This window comes from Comamonas sp. UBA7528, assembly GCF_002479375.1.
GTDB lineage: Bacteria > Pseudomonadota > Gammaproteobacteria > Burkholderiales > Burkholderiaceae_C > Comamonas.
Map to the genome: position 1 here is coordinate 414,695 of NZ_DLMU01000014.1, position 13,680 is coordinate 428,374.

The 13,680-nt window shown below is 67.0% G+C and carries 11 protein-coding genes; 5 read left to right on the forward strand and 6 right to left on the reverse strand.

Translation table 11 applies throughout. The annotated features are described in order from the left end of the window. Positions 1–116: 116 nt before the first annotated feature. The 5 genes from B3349_RS17560 to B3349_RS17580 form a co-directional block, all read right to left on the reverse strand. Positions 117–1,604 carry a nucleobase:cation symporter-2 family protein gene (locus B3349_RS17560; protein ID WP_291590668.1) on the reverse strand — a complete coding sequence of 496 codons (1,488 nt, stop codon included), beginning with the start codon at positions 1,602–1,604 and terminating at the stop codon, positions 117–119. 476 nt (positions 1,605–2,080) lie between these two features. Then, entirely contained in the window at positions 2,081–3,349 is a 1,269-nt protein-coding gene (locus B3349_RS17565) for a M20 family metallopeptidase (RefSeq protein WP_291590669.1), read from the reverse strand. Between the two features lie 25 nt (positions 3,350–3,374). After that, a complete protein-coding gene (uraD, locus tag B3349_RS17570; protein WP_291590671.1) occupies positions 3,375–5,144 on the reverse strand; it encodes a 2-oxo-4-hydroxy-4-carboxy-5-ureidoimidazoline decarboxylase in 1,770 nt (589 codons plus the stop codon). A 72-nt stretch (positions 5,145–5,216) separates the two neighbouring features. Further along, positions 5,217–6,176 carry an allantoinase PuuE gene (gene puuE / locus B3349_RS17575; protein ID WP_291590672.1) on the reverse strand — a complete coding sequence of 320 codons (960 nt, stop codon included), beginning with the start codon at positions 6,174–6,176 and terminating at the stop codon, positions 5,217–5,219. 18 nt (positions 6,177–6,194) lie between these two features. Next, positions 6,195–6,872 carry a GntR family transcriptional regulator gene (locus B3349_RS17580; protein ID WP_291590673.1) on the reverse strand — a complete coding sequence of 226 codons (678 nt, stop codon included), beginning with the start codon at positions 6,870–6,872 and terminating at the stop codon, positions 6,195–6,197. Positions 6,873–6,967: 95 nt separating this feature from the next. Between B3349_RS17580 and uraH the strand changes: the two genes are divergently transcribed. Further along, complete coding sequence (gene uraH, locus B3349_RS17585; protein ID WP_066536681.1) at positions 6,968–7,318, forward strand: hydroxyisourate hydrolase; 351 nt, start codon at positions 6,968–6,970, stop codon at positions 7,316–7,318. 84 nt (positions 7,319–7,402) lie between these two features. Here the strand turns inward: uraH and B3349_RS17590 are convergent, their stop codons facing one another. Next, a complete protein-coding gene (locus tag B3349_RS17590; protein WP_291590674.1) occupies positions 7,403–7,891 on the reverse strand; it encodes a hypothetical protein in 489 nt (162 codons plus the stop codon). A gap of 140 nt (positions 7,892–8,031) precedes the next feature. Between B3349_RS17590 and xdhC the strand changes: the two genes are divergently transcribed. The 4 genes from xdhC (at position 8,032) to B3349_RS17610 (ending at position 13,644) form a co-directional block, all read left to right on the forward strand. Next, positions 8,032–8,877, forward strand: coding sequence for a xanthine dehydrogenase accessory protein XdhC (xdhC, locus tag B3349_RS17595; protein WP_291590676.1), 846 nt, complete (start codon positions 8,032–8,034; stop codon positions 8,875–8,877). A gap of 253 nt (positions 8,878–9,130) precedes the next feature. Then, positions 9,131–10,429, forward strand: coding sequence for a urate hydroxylase PuuD (locus tag B3349_RS17600; protein ID WP_291590677.1), 1,299 nt, complete (start codon positions 9,131–9,133; stop codon positions 10,427–10,429). Positions 10,430–10,675: 246 nt separating this feature from the next. Beyond that, complete coding sequence (locus tag B3349_RS17605) at positions 10,676–11,299, forward strand: Crp/Fnr family transcriptional regulator (protein ID WP_066536675.1); 624 nt, start codon at positions 10,676–10,678, stop codon at positions 11,297–11,299. A gap of 152 nt (positions 11,300–11,451) precedes the next feature. Next, on the forward strand, positions 11,452–13,644 hold the full coding sequence (locus B3349_RS17610; RefSeq protein WP_291590680.1) for a sensor domain-containing diguanylate cyclase: 2,193 nt from the start codon (positions 11,452–11,454) through the stop codon (positions 13,642–13,644). Positions 13,645–13,680 lie beyond the last annotated feature (36 nt).

Below are 13,680 nucleotides of genomic sequence, written 5' to 3' on the forward strand. Positions count from 1 at the left end.
CAAGGGATATCGGGTGCAGAGCGCTTTCAGAATGCCAAAGCCCCCTGGGAACGATTCGGCCAGGGGGCGCTAGCCCGGCGGTAGCCGGGACAGAGGCTGCAGGCAGGCGGGATGCCTTAGTGGGCATCGGCCTGGCGTGCGGCCCGGACGGCGGCTTCGGTATCACCCTTGGTGCCGTTGAAGAAAACGTTCAGCAGCACGGCGCAGAGCGAGGCGAGGAGGATACCGGATTCGATCAGGGGATGGATGGCGTGCGGCATCCATTGGCGGAAATTCGGTGCCACCAGGGGAATCATGCCCACGCCGATGGACACCGCCACGATCATGGCGTTGTTGCGGTTGCGCTGGAAATCCACGTTCGAGAGGATCCGGATGCCGGTGGCGGCCACCATGCCGAACATCACCAGGCCCGCGCCGCCCAGCACCACGGTGGGCAGGGATTCGATCAGGGCTGCCATCTTGGGCAGCACCCCCAGCACCACCAGGATGACGCCGCCGGCCACGCACACCCAGCGGCTCTTGACGCCGGTCACCGCCACCAGCCCCACGTTCTGGGAGAAGCTGGTGTAGGGGAAGGTGTTGAAGATGCCGCCAATCAGCGTACCCAGGCCGTCGGTGCGCAGACCGCGGGTCAGCTCGTCCTGCGAGATCTTCTTGTCCGTCATGTCGCCCAGGGCCAGGAACATGCCGGTGGACTCGATCATCACCACCACCATCACCAGCGACATGGTCAGGATCAGCACGGGGTCGAAGATGGGCGTGGCGATCTCGAACGGCAGGATCACGTCGAACCACTTGGCTTCGCTGACCTTGTGGAAGTCCATCAGGCCCATGGCGGCGGTGATGACGCCGCCCACCAGAATGCCCATCAGCACCGAGATATTGGCCAGAAAGCCTTTGCCGAAACGGGCGATCAGCAGGATGGTCAGCAGCACGATGCCGGAAATGCCCACACCGGTGAGGTCACCGTACTTGGGGTTGGGGATGGTGGGCACCACAGCAAAGCCCTTGGGCACGGGCGGCAGCGAGGTGCCGGGTGCGCCGGCCATTGCCTGGGCTTCGGACAGCCACTTCAGGTGCTCGGGGTTGGGCACGCTGGGGGCAGTGGGGCCCACGGGGTTGCCGAAGATCCAGTTGATGCCCACGCGCATCAGGCTGATGCCGATCACGGCAATGATGGTGCCGGTCACCACGGGCGGGAAAAAGCGCAGCATGCGGCTGATGACCGGGGCGATCAGGATGGAAATCACCCCCGCCCCGATGACCGAGCCGAAGATCAGCCCCGCACCGGCATGGCCGCCGGTGGACTGGGCCATGGAGATCATCGGACCCACGGCGGCAAAGGTCACGCCCATCATCACCGGCAGCTTGATGCCGAACCACTGCGTGGCGCCCATGGCCTGGATCAGGGTGACGATGCCGCAGACGAACAGGTCGGCGGAAATCAGGTGCGCCACCTGCTCCGGCGGCAGATTGAGTGCGCGGCCGATGATCAGCGGCACGGCCACAGCGCCGGCATACATCACCAGCACATGCTGCAGGCCGAGGGCACTGGCGCGCCCCCAGGGCAGTTTTTCGTCAACAGGGTGGACTGTCGTGGACATGGGGTCTTCCTTGAATCCTTGTGGTCTATCTGTACGGAGCGTGGCCGTGTGCGCAGCTGATTGCGCACAGCGATCCATACAAAAAGTGTATACAAAGTGCGTGCCAGTTTCTGCCCCGTGTTTGTCCGGGTTTGGGCCGGTTTGGCTAGGGATTTGCCCTTGATTGGTGCGTGTTGCGGCAAAAACGGTGCAATGCATTTTTGTGGTGCAAAAGCATTTTTTGCACTGTGAAATGCGCTGCCGCAGAAATGCGACCGGGCCTGCGCGGGCAGGACTCCATGGCGTGGCGTCTCCCGGGCCCGCAGCACTGCCGTCCCGGCTTTCGTTTGGGGCAACGGGCAGCGCAACGGGCAGCGCAACGGGCAGCGCGATGGGCGGGGCAACAGGGGTGCAGAGGGAATGGGGAAGAGGGCGGGTGCGCCACGCCACAAAAAACCCGGCCAAGGCCGGGTTCTGTGGGGGAGGTGTTGAGCCGCTCAGGCCAGCAGGTCCACCAGGCTGCGGGCAATCACCTGGGTGGCACGGCGCAGGTCTTCCAGCACCAGGCGTTCGTCGGAACGCTTGGCGTGGCTTTCCAGCACCGTGCGGGGGCCGGCGCCGTAGATCACGCCGGGAATGCCGCGCTCCACATACAGGCGCACGTCGGTGTACAGCGGCGTGCCCACGGCCGGGGGCTTCTCGCCGAACACGGCCAGTCCATGGGTCTGGATGGCATCCACCAGCGGCTGGTTGCCCGCCAGCGGCGTCATGGCACGGGCCAGCAGCAGGCGCTTGATGTCCACGCGCACGGCATCTTCACCGGCGTAGCCGCGCTGGCCGTTGAAGCCTTCCACCGCCTGTGCGATCACGGCGCGGATGCTGGCTTCCACCTCGACGGGGTTTTCCTCCGGAATCATGCGGCGGTCGAGCTTGAGCACCACCTTGCCGGGGATCACATTGGTGTTGGTGCCGCCTTCGATGCGGCCGATGTTCAGATAAGGGTGCTTGATGCCCGGCACCTGGGACGTCACCTGCTGGTACTTGGTGTTCTCGGCATACAGCGCCTGCATGATGGCCACGGCGGCCTGCAGCGCGTCCACGCCGGTGTGGGGCACGGCGGCGTGGGCCATCTTGCCGTGCACGGTCACTTCCATCTGCAGGCAGCCGTTGTGGGCGGTCACCACCTCGTAGCTGAAGCCGGCGGCCACCATCAGGTCGGGCTGGGTCAGCCCCTTCTTCAACAGCCAGCCCGGGCCCAGTTCACCGCCAAACTCTTCGTCGTAGGTGAAGTGCAGTTCCACATTGCCCTTGGCGGGTTTGGCCACGGCTTCCAGCGCGCGCACGGCAAAGGTGAAGGTGGAGAAGTCGCTCTTGCTCACGGCCGTGGCACGGCCGTACATCTTGCCGTCTTCGATCTCGGCGCCGTAGGGGTCCTTGCTCCAGCCTTCGCCGGGCGGCACCACATCGCCGTGTGCATTCAGCGCAATGGTCTTGCCGCCGCTGCCGTAGGGGCGGCGCACGATCAGGTTGGTGATGGACTCCATGCCGTAGTCCTGCACTTCCTGGGGCGGCACCACATGTTTTTCGGCGGTGAAACCAAAGGCCTGGATCAGATCGGCCGTGCGCTCGGCGTGGGGCGCGTTGTTGCCCGGTGGCGTATCGGTGGGCACCTGCACCAGGGCCTGCAGAAACTGCACCTGCTCGTCGAAATGCTGGTCGATCCAGGCGTCCAGGGCGGCGTAGGTGGCTTGGCGGTCTTGGGTCATGGTCTTGTCTCGGTGGTCGTGGACGTTATTCGGAGGCCAGTTGCTGCAGCACATGGCCGAAGGCGTCGACGGCCAGTTGCATGTCGTCGCTGGTGGTGGATTCGCGCGGGTTGTGGCTGATGCCGCCGTTCAGGCCGCGCGTGAACAGCATGGCCTGGGGCATGATTTCGTGCAGCTTCATCGCGTCATGGCCGGCGCCGCTGGGCATGCGCCAGACCGGAACGCCCAGCGCCGCCACAGCCTGTTCCCAGCGGGCCTGCCATTGCGGGGCGCTGGGGGCGGCGGCAGCCTGCATGGCCAACTCGGTCTTGTACTGCAGGCCGCGGCGCCGGGCGATCTCTTCCAGCTTGGCCAGCACGTCCTTGGCCATGGCGTCGCGCTGTGGGTCGGTGGGCGCGCGCATGTCCAGGCTGAACAGGCAGCGGCCGGGCACCACGTTGATGGAGCCGTTGGGCACCTGCAGCATGCCGATGGTGGCCACGCTGTCGCCGTCCTGCAGCGCGCGCTGCTCCATGTACAGGCCCAGCTCGGCCACGCCCAGGGCCGCGTCGTGGCGGCGGTCCATCGGCGTGGTGCCGGCGTGGCTGGCCGTGCCAAACATCTCGCAGGCATAGCGCACGCCGCCGTTGATGGAGGTGACCACGCCCAGCGGAATGTCCAGCTCGTTGAGCACCGGGCCTTGCTCGATGTGCACCTCAATGAAGCCCAGGTAGTCGGCGGCATCGCGCCGCAGCTTGGGGATGTCGTCGATGCACAGGCCGGCGTGCTGCATGGCTTCGCGCATGGTGATGCCGTCGGCATCCTTCTGGTCCAGCCATGCGGGCTGGAAGTCGCCGATCAGGGCGCCCGAGCCCAGGAAGGTTGCCTTGTAGCGCTGGCCTTCTTCCTCGGCAAAGCCCACCACCTCGATGCCGAAGGGCAGGCGCTTGCCGGCGCGGTGCAGTGCACGCACGCAGGCCATGGGCACAAAGATGCCCAGGCGCCCGTCGTACTTGCCGCCGTTGCGCACGGTGTCGTAATGGCTGCCGGTCAGCAGGTATTTGCCTTCGGGGGTGGCGGGCCTGTAGCGGCCGACGACATTGCCCACGGCATCGATCTCGACCTCGTCGAATCCGCAGTCGCGCATCCAGTGGCTGATGCGCTGGGCGCAGGCACGGTGGGCGTCGGTGAGGTAGGTGACGGTGAGCTGGCCTTTTTCGGCGTAACCCGGCTCGCTGTGCTGGGCCAGCTTTTCCTGCCAGTCCCAGACATCGTTGCCTTCGGTGGGTTCATAGCCGAACTTGTCGTTCAGGCGGATTTCGGCGATGCGGTGGATGTTGCGAATGGCCTCGGCCCGCTCGTAGTCCGGGAGGTTGAGGCTGCGGCGCGCGAAGGTCTCGATAATCTCCGCCTTGCCCAGGCCCAGGCCGCGCGGGCCTCGCACGGCCAGAATGAAGGGGAAGCCGAAGCGCGCGTTGTAGTCGGCATTGAGTTGCTGGATGCGTGCAAACTCTTCGGGCGTGCAGGCGGTCAGACCGGCCTTGTTCTGCTCGTTGGTGGATTCGGCGGTGAGCGACTTGGCCACCATGGCCTTGCCGGCCAGCTCCGGGTGGGCGCGGATCAGGTCCAGCTGGGGCTGCACGCCGGCCTGTGCCAGCACCTGCACCATGGCGTGCTTGAGGTGGGCCAGCGAGGTGAAGGGGCGCTGCGCCAGGGCGGCTTCGGCAATCCAGGGCGAGTGCTCGTACAGCCCGTCCAGCAGGGCGACGGCTTCGGCAACCGAAGCGGTGTTGAGTTGTTCCAGTGTCAGAGCCATGGTGCTTCTTTCAAAAAAGTGCGCAGCCCGACGCGGGCAGGGCGTTCGGGCGGCAGGACGGCTGCGATCCTCTTACAGGGCGGGCGCGGGAAAGCGCTGCGCCCAGTGGCGGGCCAGGTCGATGCGGCGGCACACCCAGACATCGCTGTGGCTTTGGACATGGTCCAGAAAGCGCTGCAGCGCGGTGATGCGGCCGGGGCGACCCAGCAGGCGGCAGTGCATGCCGATGCTCATCATCTTGGGCGCGTTCTCGCCGGCCGGATCACCCTCGGCGTACAGGGTGTCGAAGCTGTCCTTCATGTACTGGAAGAAGGGATCGGCGTGCGAGTAGCCCTGGGGCAGGGCAAAGCGCATGTCGTTCACGTCCAGCGTGTAGGGCACGATCAGCTGGTTGTGCTTGGCACCATCGGTCTTCTCGATCGTCATCCAGAACGGCAGGTCGTCGCCGTAGTAATCGCTGTCATAGCTGAAGCGGCCGGCGTCGGCCACCAGGCGGTGGCTGTTGGGGCTGTCGCGGCCGGTGTACCAGCCCAGGCCGTGGTCGCCGTCGTGGCCGTAGAGCTCTTCGAAAATCTCCAGGCACTGCACCATGTGGGCGCGCTCGACCTCGTCGGGAACGTTCTGGTAGTGGATCCACTTCAGGCCGTGGCAGGCCACTTCATGGCCCAGATCGGCAAAGGCCTGGGCCAGTTCGCGGTGCTTTTGCAGTGCGGTGGCCACGCCGAACACGGTCAGCGGCAGGCCGCGTTTTTCGAATTCGCGCAGGATGCGCCAGACACCGGCACGCGAGCCGTATTCGTAGATGCCATCCATGCTCATGTGGCGCGCCGGGTAGGCGGCCGGGTTGAACATTTCGGACAGGAACTGCTCGCTGGCCGGGTCGCCATGCAGCACGTGGTTCTCGCCACCTTCCTCGTAGTTCAGCACGAACTGCACGGCCACGCGCGCCTTGCCGGGCCACTGGGGCTGGGGCAGGTGGCGGCCGTAGCCGACCAGGTCGCGGGGATAGGGGGAGGTGGCGTCGTAAGTCATGGAAGGTTCCTGGATCAATCAGAGGGCAACGGAGGACAGTGCCATCGACAGGTCGCTGGTGGGCAGCTCGCGGTCGAAGGTCAGACCGGCTTCCACGTGCAAAAGATGTTCCTGCATCAGCCGCACGGCCGTGGTTTCATCTTTTTCAGCCAGGGCGGCGACGATGGCGGCATGCTCCTCGTGCGAGTGTTCGGCGGCGCTGGTGCTCTGGTACATCAGCGTGATCAGCGCGCAGCGCGAGATCAGATCGCCCAGCAGCTGGGCCAGCACCTGGTTGCCCATCAGTTCGGCCATGACCACGTGAAAGTCGCCCAGCAACTCGGTGCGCTGGCCCACGTCGTTGCGGTCCATGGCTTTTTTCTCGGCGGCGATATGGGCCTGCAGCGACTGGATCTGCCCGGGCGTGACCTGCTGCACAAAGGCGCGGGTCATCTCGCTCTCCAGCATGGCGCGCACGGCGAAGACCTGCTTGGCCTCGTCCACCGAAGGGGTGGCCACAAAGGCGCCGCGTGCCGGCTCCAGCGTGACCAGGCGGTTTTGCGACAGCTGGAACAGCGCCTGGCGCACCAGCGTGCGCGAGACACCGAAGTGGTCGGCCAGCTTCTGCTCGGCCAGCTTGGTGCCTGGCAGCAGCTTGTGTTCGACGATGGCGCGGGTCAGCGCGTCGGCAATGGTGCTGGTGGAAGAGGATTGCATGGGGTTCATCTCGATGCGATCTGGTGCAAAAATTGTATACACTTTTGGTGGACAGGAGATGGCGCGTTGCCACCCGCTTTTAAGGAGTTATCCCTATGGGCCTGAGTACCCACGTTCTGGACACCATGCATGGCGGCCCGGCTGCCGGCATGCAGGTCAAGCTGTTTGCCACACAGGGCGACAGCGCCACCTTGCTCAAGACGCTGACGCTGAACCACGATGGCCGCACGGATGCGCCGCTGTTCGACAACGCCAGCCTGCAGGTCGGGACTTACCGCCTGACGTTCGATGTGGCCGGCTACTTCAAGGCCAGGGGCGTGCAGCTGCCCGAGCCCAATTTCCTGAACCAGGTCAGCCTGGACTTCGGTGTGGCCCATGCCGACCAGCACTACCACGTGCCGCTGCTGGTCAGCCCCTGGAGCTACTCCACCTACCGCGGCTCCTGATCGGGAGCCTGCGGGGCCGCAGCAGTTGCGACTGCGCAGCGCGGCGGCATGCACCAGGGGAAAGGGCAGGCCGCCTTCGGGGAATTATTCTCCCCGCTGGCCTTCACTGAGCGTGTCCAGCTGGAAGCGCCCGGACTTGTCCCACAGCCAGGTGTCGGTGTAGCTGAGCTTGCCGCGCATGCCGGTGGGGTTGGGGAAAGGTGCTGCGGCGCGCACGGTGCGCTCGATCTCGGCCACCACCTCGGGCGCATGGGTGGGCGCGCGCAGCCAGTGCAGGCGGCGCACGCCGCCATTGCGGTCCAGCTCGACTTCCAGCACGCCGATCGCATACAGCATCGGGGGCAGCTTGCCCTGGTAGATGCGGTGCTGGTTGCGGGCATAGATATGCCGGGCCGCGTCCTGGCGGTATTCGCGCACCGCCGTGGGGCTGGAGGCTCCCGCACCCGAGGGCGTGGACGGTGGGGTGGAGCCGCAGGCGGCCAGCAGCGCCGTCACGGCGGCGGCCATGCCGCGCCACAACCAGTGGCGGCCGGGGCGGGCAGAAGAGGGGTTGGAGGAAGAGGATTCAGCCATGGTGCCAAGCGTATCCTGAAACCGCAGCCCCTGCTGGCAAGCAATGTGCATGGGTGCAGGGCGCACGAATGGCGCACACGGTGCCGATTCGCTGGCACCATGGCATTCCCATCACACAGGCAGACAAGGGCAGATTCTTTATGACGGTGCGCGATGCATGGACACAGCTGCAGGCCGCAGTGGCCCACGGCCCGGTGTGCCTGGTGCAGGTGCAGCAGGTGCAGGGTTCCGCCCCGCGCGAGGTGGGGGCCTGGATGGCCGTGCCTGTCGGACTGGCGCCGGGCAGCCTGCACGGCCTGGTGGGCAGCATTGGCGGCGGCCACCTGGAATACCAGGCCATGGCCCATGCCCAGCAGGTGCTGGCCGGGCGGCAGCCGCCCGGTGTGCAGCGCTATGCGCTGGGCCCCAGCCTGGGCCAGTGCTGCGGTGGTGTGGTGCACCTGGCGTACCGGGTGGTCGGGGTGCAGGATCTACCGTCGCTGCAACTGTGCCAGGCCCAGCGCCTGCCGGTGGCGGTGTTCGGTGCCGGCCATGTGGGCCAGGCGCTGGTGGCGGCGCTGCAGCGCCTGCCCTGCAGCATGGTCTGGGTGGACAGCCGCCCCGGTCTGTGGCCGGACAGCGCGGTGGCCGATGACTGCACCACGCTGGTGCAGTCCGACCCGGTGCAGGATGCCGTGGCCGACCTGCCCGCTGACAGCCGGGTGGTCATCCTTACCCACAGCCATGTGGAAGACTGGGACATCACCGCCGCCTGCCTGGCACGCCAGCGCGACGCGGGCGACCTGCCTTTTGTGGGCCTGATCGGCAGCGCCAGCAAATGGGCCAGTTTCCGCCGCCGGCTGCTGGAGCGCGGCTTCGATGCCGCGGCCGTGGACGCCGTGCAGTGCCCGGTGGGCATCCCCGGCATCGCCGGCAAGGAGCCCGAAGTGATTGCCGTGGCGATTGCCGCGCAGCTGATGCAGACCCGCGCCCTGGAGCCGAGCTGAGGCGCGGGCGGGCCGGGCATGGACTGTGCATCGGTAGTGCCGTGCTGCATTCAGGGTTTGCACGGGGGGCTGCGGCGGTGTTTTTTCGCAAGGCGGCGCAGAAATTGCATACACTTTGTGTTCACAAAAACTGGTCGCAGCGGTGCTCCGGCGTTCTGCCATGGTGCGCGACCATTTCTTCTGCCCAGAGCCTCCGCAGTGGTGGGCAGGTTGATCACACAAGGCGGCCCCCACGCCGCCAGGGTTGAGAGCTATGGAAAGCTACATTCTCGACTGGGCCAACCTGCTGCTGCGGTGGCTGCACGTCATCACCGCAATTGCCTGGGTCGGTTCCTCGTTTTACTTTGTCTTCCTCGACAGCAGCCTGACGCCGCCGGTCGATGAGGACCTGAAGAAGCAGGGCGTCAGCGGCGAACTCTGGGCCGTGCACGGCGGAGGCTTCTACCACCCGGTAAAGTTCGCGGTGTCCCCGCCCAAGCTGCCTGACCACTTGCACTGGTTCTTCTGGGAGAGCTACACCACCTGGCTTTCGGGCTTTGCGCTGCTGACGGTGTCCTATCTGTGGAACGCCAACATCTACCTAGTGAACCCGGCCAACCCCATCATGTCCAGCAACATGGCCATCGTGGCGGCGCTGGCCTTTCTGGTGGTGTTCTGGCTGCTGTATGACGGCATCTGCCGCATCTTCGGCCAGAAGCCCAATGGCGATGCCATCGTCGGCGGCCTGGTGCTGGTGCTGGTGTGCATTGCGGCCTATCTGGCCTGCCACATCTTCCCCGGTCAGGCGGCCTTCCTGCTGATGGGGGCGATGATTGCCACCTCGATGAGCGCCAACGTGTTCTTCTGGATCATTCCCGGCCAGCGCACCGTGGTGGCCGACCTGAAGGCCGGCAAGCCCGTGGACCCCATCCACGGCAAGCGCGGCAAGCAGCGCAGCGTGCACAACACCTATTTCACGCTGCCGGTGCTGTTCGCCATGCTGTCCAACCACTATGGCTGGCTGCACAGCCACCCGCAGAACTGGCTGGTGCTGATTCTGATGATGTTCGCCGGTGCAGCCATCCGCCAGTTCTTCGTGATGCGCCACGGCTACAAGCTGGGCCGCAACCCCCATCCCTGGAAGTACGCTGCCGTGGGCGTGGCGGTGCTGATCGGCACCGCCATCTGGCTCAAGCCCGCACCGCAGCCTGCGCCCGCCGCCGCCAACATCGCGCCGGTTGGCCAGGTGGTGATGCAGGGCGAGCAGCCGGCGGCACCGGCTGCGGCCGATCCGTCCCCCGCCGCCAGCGCAGCGCCCCAGGCCCCGGTGGGCAGCTATGAGAATGTGCACGCCATCATGCAAAAGCACTGCATGGTCTGCCACAGCGCCAACACCATCGCGCAGAAGAACGTGAAGTTCGACACGGCCGAAGAGATCAAGAGCCACGCCCAGCAGATCTACACCCAGGTGGTGCAGCTGCGCAAAATGCCGTTCGGCAACCCGGGTGCCCTGAGCGACGAAGAGCGCAGCAGCTTCAAGCAGTGGTTTGAAAGCGGTGCCGCCGTCCGGTAAGCGCTTCTTCGATTCCCCCCCAGCCCGCAGCCCGCAAGGCCTGCGGGCTTTTTCATGGCCGGCTGTGGAGGCCGGGGGGCTGGACCCTGGAAATTGCCGCCGGACGGCTTTCGCTACAGACTGCACCGGGATGAAGCCAGGGGGAGGCCTGCAGGGCATACCGCCGGGACGGCATTCCGCGCAGGCGCACACATCATTTGACCTTCCTCAACACCCGCAGCAGCCGGCCACGGCACAGTCCGGGCCATGTTCCACATTCCGACTTTCGACCCGTTCGCCCAGGCCGAGGTGGTCTCTGCAGGGCAGCTGCTGCGCCAGCGGCACGAACACCCCAATGAGGTCCTGTACATCGACAGCGGCCGGGTCCTGCTGGGCGTGCGCGATGAGGGACAGATGCGCCACCAGCTCGGGGTGGTCGAAGGCCCGGCCTGGCTGGATGCCGCCTTCGTGCTGACCGGACAGCCCTGCTGTGTGGACATGGTGGCCGACTCCCGGGTGCGGCTGCGGCGCGTGTCGCTGCTGGAGTTCCGCCAGGGGATCTCGGCGCTGCCCGGTTCGGTGCAGTCGCTGGTGCGGGACATGGCCCAGGGCTATTGCCAGCAGACGGAAACTGCGGTCAGCCGTCTGGCCCAGGATGCCGAAGCCCGTTGCGCCCAGTGGCTGCTGCGCCATGCCCAGCATGCCGACAACGGCACCATGCGCGTCACCTTGCACCAGCGCAAGCGCCTGATTGCCGCCCAGCTGGGCATTGCACCCGAGACCTTCTCGCGCGTGCTGCGCCACCTGCGCGAGCACGGCCTGATTGCGGGCACCGGTAATGTGCTGAACCTGCCCCATCCCACGGCCTTGCAGGTGGTGGCGGGCGGCTGAGGTCTGACCCTCTCAGGGTAAACCGGTCGCATACCAAGGGTTCCTCCTGCAATCGGGGGCGCCGTGGCTTTCCTATAGTGGGTGCTCTGTTGCAGCGAACGCCCATGTCTACATTGCCACCATCTTCTGGCGGCGGTTGGCGCTGGCCAACTATGCGCCGTACGACAGCGACCGAGCCTCTGGCCTGGTGGCCGGGTCCGCTGGTGCGCTCCTGGGGGCTGGTGGCGGTGGCCAGTCTGCTGCTGGCCTGCATGCTGTGCCTGGGGCTGCTGGCCCATTATTCCGATGCCCAGACCCTGCGCGACGAGCGCCGACAACAGGAAATGGTGGCCGGCTTCACCGCGCGCACGCTGGGGGTGCGCATCGAGTCCTACCAGCGCGTGCTGCAGTCCATGGGCCAGGGCATCCATTCCAGCATGCTCGACACCCCCTATCTGCTGGAGCTGCTGCTGCGGGAAGACGCGGGCTATGCCGGCATCTTCGACACCCTGGTGATGACGGCCAGCGACGGCAGCATGGTGTCCTATGCTCCCTCGGGCGGCACGCCGGCGGGCGGCAGTGCGCTGCGCGATGCGCTGCGCCGCACGTTGTCGGACGGCAAACCCCAGGTCACCCACATCACGGTGGAGGCAGCGGTCGAAGGCGCCACGCCCCAGCTGGGCCTGGTGCTGACCGTGCCGCTGCGCCAGGCCGGCGGTGCCGTGCGGGGTGCACTGGCCGGCCTGGTGCGCATGGGCCTGCCCAGTCTGCTGCCCCAGCCCGAGGAAGACGCGCCGACGCAGCGCTGGCTGCTGGTGGACCAGGAGGGCCTGCTGCTGGCCGATTCCCGGTGGGCACCGCAGAAGCGGGGCGACACGGCGGCCTCCCTGGACGCCGCAGCCCCGGCCGTACCCGCAGCGGGCCGCGTCCAGGCTGCGCTGGGGGTGAGCGACGCGCAATGGGCGGCCCTGTCTTCCAGCAGCACCGCCAATGCCGACAGCCAGCAGTGGGGCCACCTGCTGGTCACGCGGGTGGGCATGCCGCTGCCACGCTGGCAGGTGGTGGCGGTGCGTGATCTGTCCCCGCGCCTGCTGGGCATGCAGCGGCTCTCGCCCTGGCAATGGCTGGCGCTGGTGGCCACGGCGGTGGCCGTGGCGCTGGCCTTGCTGGGGGTGCTGTGGTGGCTCAGCCGCCCGCTGGTGGGCCTGCTGCGCCAGGGCACGCGACGGCGGGCCGAGGTGCAGGCCTTGCGCCCCCTGGCCGCGCCGGTCCAGCCCGGTGGACGCATGCCGGACAGCGCTGTGCCGGTGCCGCCGCTTGCAGCGCAGGAGGCGCTGTCACCGCTGGCGCTGGATGAGGCCTCGCACCTGCGGGAACACTGGCAGGCGCTGGAGCAGGATCTGCACCGCAGCCAGCAGCAGGCCGGCAGCATGGAAGCCGCTGTGGTCCAGCTGTTGGAGGCCATGCCCGGTGGCGCCGTGTGGGAGCAGGGGGAAGTGCTGCTCTACGTTTCGCGTCGTGCGGCGGCGCTGCTGGGGCGCGACGCCAAATCGTTGCAAGGCCTGCACCTGCACCAGCTGCTGCACAACCAGCCGGGGCTGCGGCAATGGGTTGTGCGGGCGAGCGACAGCCTGGCCAGCTTCGGCCATGTCCAGGGCGAGGTGCCGTGGAAGCTCCAGCCCGGCCTTACGCGCTGGCTGCAGGTGCAAGGCCAGTCCATGCAGCTGCCTGCCCTGGGCAATCTGTGGCTGCTGGACGATGCCGAAGTGCCACGCCAGCAGCGGCGGCTGGCACGCTGGCAGGATGCGTACGATGCGGGAACCGGTCTGGCCAACCAGTACACGCTCCAGATGCAGCTGCAGTCCTGGTGTGCAGCACCGCCCCAGGAGCCACAGGGCCAGGCGCTGCTGTGGCTGGATGTGGACTATTTCACCATCCTCAATGCCACGGCCGGGCGGGCGGCAGGGGACGAGGTGCTGCGGCAGGTGGCGTGGCTGCTGCAGCGCGAACAGGGCGCCCACGGCCTGGCGGCGCGGGTGGGGGCCGATGCCTTTGTGCTGTGGCTGCACCCGGCCGACACCGAAGCGGCCGTGCAAACCCTGGCCTGGCGCCTGTGCGCGGCGGTGCAGGAATGGGCCCCCCACTATGCCGGCCAGCGTTTTGTGCTGGGGCTGAGCGTGGGCTGGCTGTGGACCGATGCCGCCGATCTGGAGTCCGACCAGCTGCTGCGCACTGTGGAAGCTGCCTGCCGCGAGGCCAAGCGCAGCGGCCAGGGGCGGGCGGTGCAGGCCCGCCTGCCGCAGGGTGTTCCGGCAGTGAAGCCCCCTCAGGCAGGAGAGCGCGGTCTGTCGATTGACATCAGCTGACCGGTTGCCCTGGCGCCCAGGCGCTTCCGCAGCGCC

Excerpts from the sequence above, each read along its gene's own strand:
- B3349_RS17560 (WP_291590668.1), bottom strand. The coding sequence starts at position 1,604 with ATGTCCACGACAGTCCACCCTGTTGACGAAAAACTGCCCTGGGGGCGC.
- B3349_RS17590 (WP_291590674.1), bottom strand. The coding sequence starts at position 7,891 with ATGGCTGAATCCTCTTCCTCCAACCCCTCTTCTGCCCGCCCCGGCCGC.
- B3349_RS17600 (WP_291590677.1), top strand. The coding sequence starts at position 9,131 with ATGGAAAGCTACATTCTCGACTGGGCCAACCTGCTGCTGCGGTGGCTG.
- puuE (WP_291590672.1), bottom strand. The coding sequence starts at position 6,176 with ATGACTTACGACGCCACCTCCCCCTATCCCCGCGACCTGGTCGGCTAC.
- uraD (WP_291590671.1), bottom strand. The coding sequence starts at position 5,144 with ATGGCTCTGACACTGGAACAACTCAACACCGCTTCGGTTGCCGAAGCC.
- B3349_RS17565 (WP_291590669.1), bottom strand. The coding sequence starts at position 3,349 with ATGACCCAAGACCGCCAAGCCACCTACGCCGCCCTGGACGCCTGGATC.
- uraH (WP_066536681.1), top strand. The coding sequence starts at position 6,968 with ATGGGCCTGAGTACCCACGTTCTGGACACCATGCATGGCGGCCCGGCT.
- B3349_RS17580 (WP_291590673.1), bottom strand. The coding sequence starts at position 6,872 with ATGCAATCCTCTTCCACCAGCACCATTGCCGACGCGCTGACCCGCGCC.
- B3349_RS17605 (WP_066536675.1), top strand. The coding sequence starts at position 10,676 with ATGTTCCACATTCCGACTTTCGACCCGTTCGCCCAGGCCGAGGTGGTC.
- xdhC (WP_291590676.1), top strand. The coding sequence starts at position 8,032 with ATGACGGTGCGCGATGCATGGACACAGCTGCAGGCCGCAGTGGCCCAC.
- B3349_RS17610 (WP_291590680.1), top strand. The coding sequence starts at position 11,452 with ATGCGCCGTACGACAGCGACCGAGCCTCTGGCCTGGTGGCCGGGTCCG.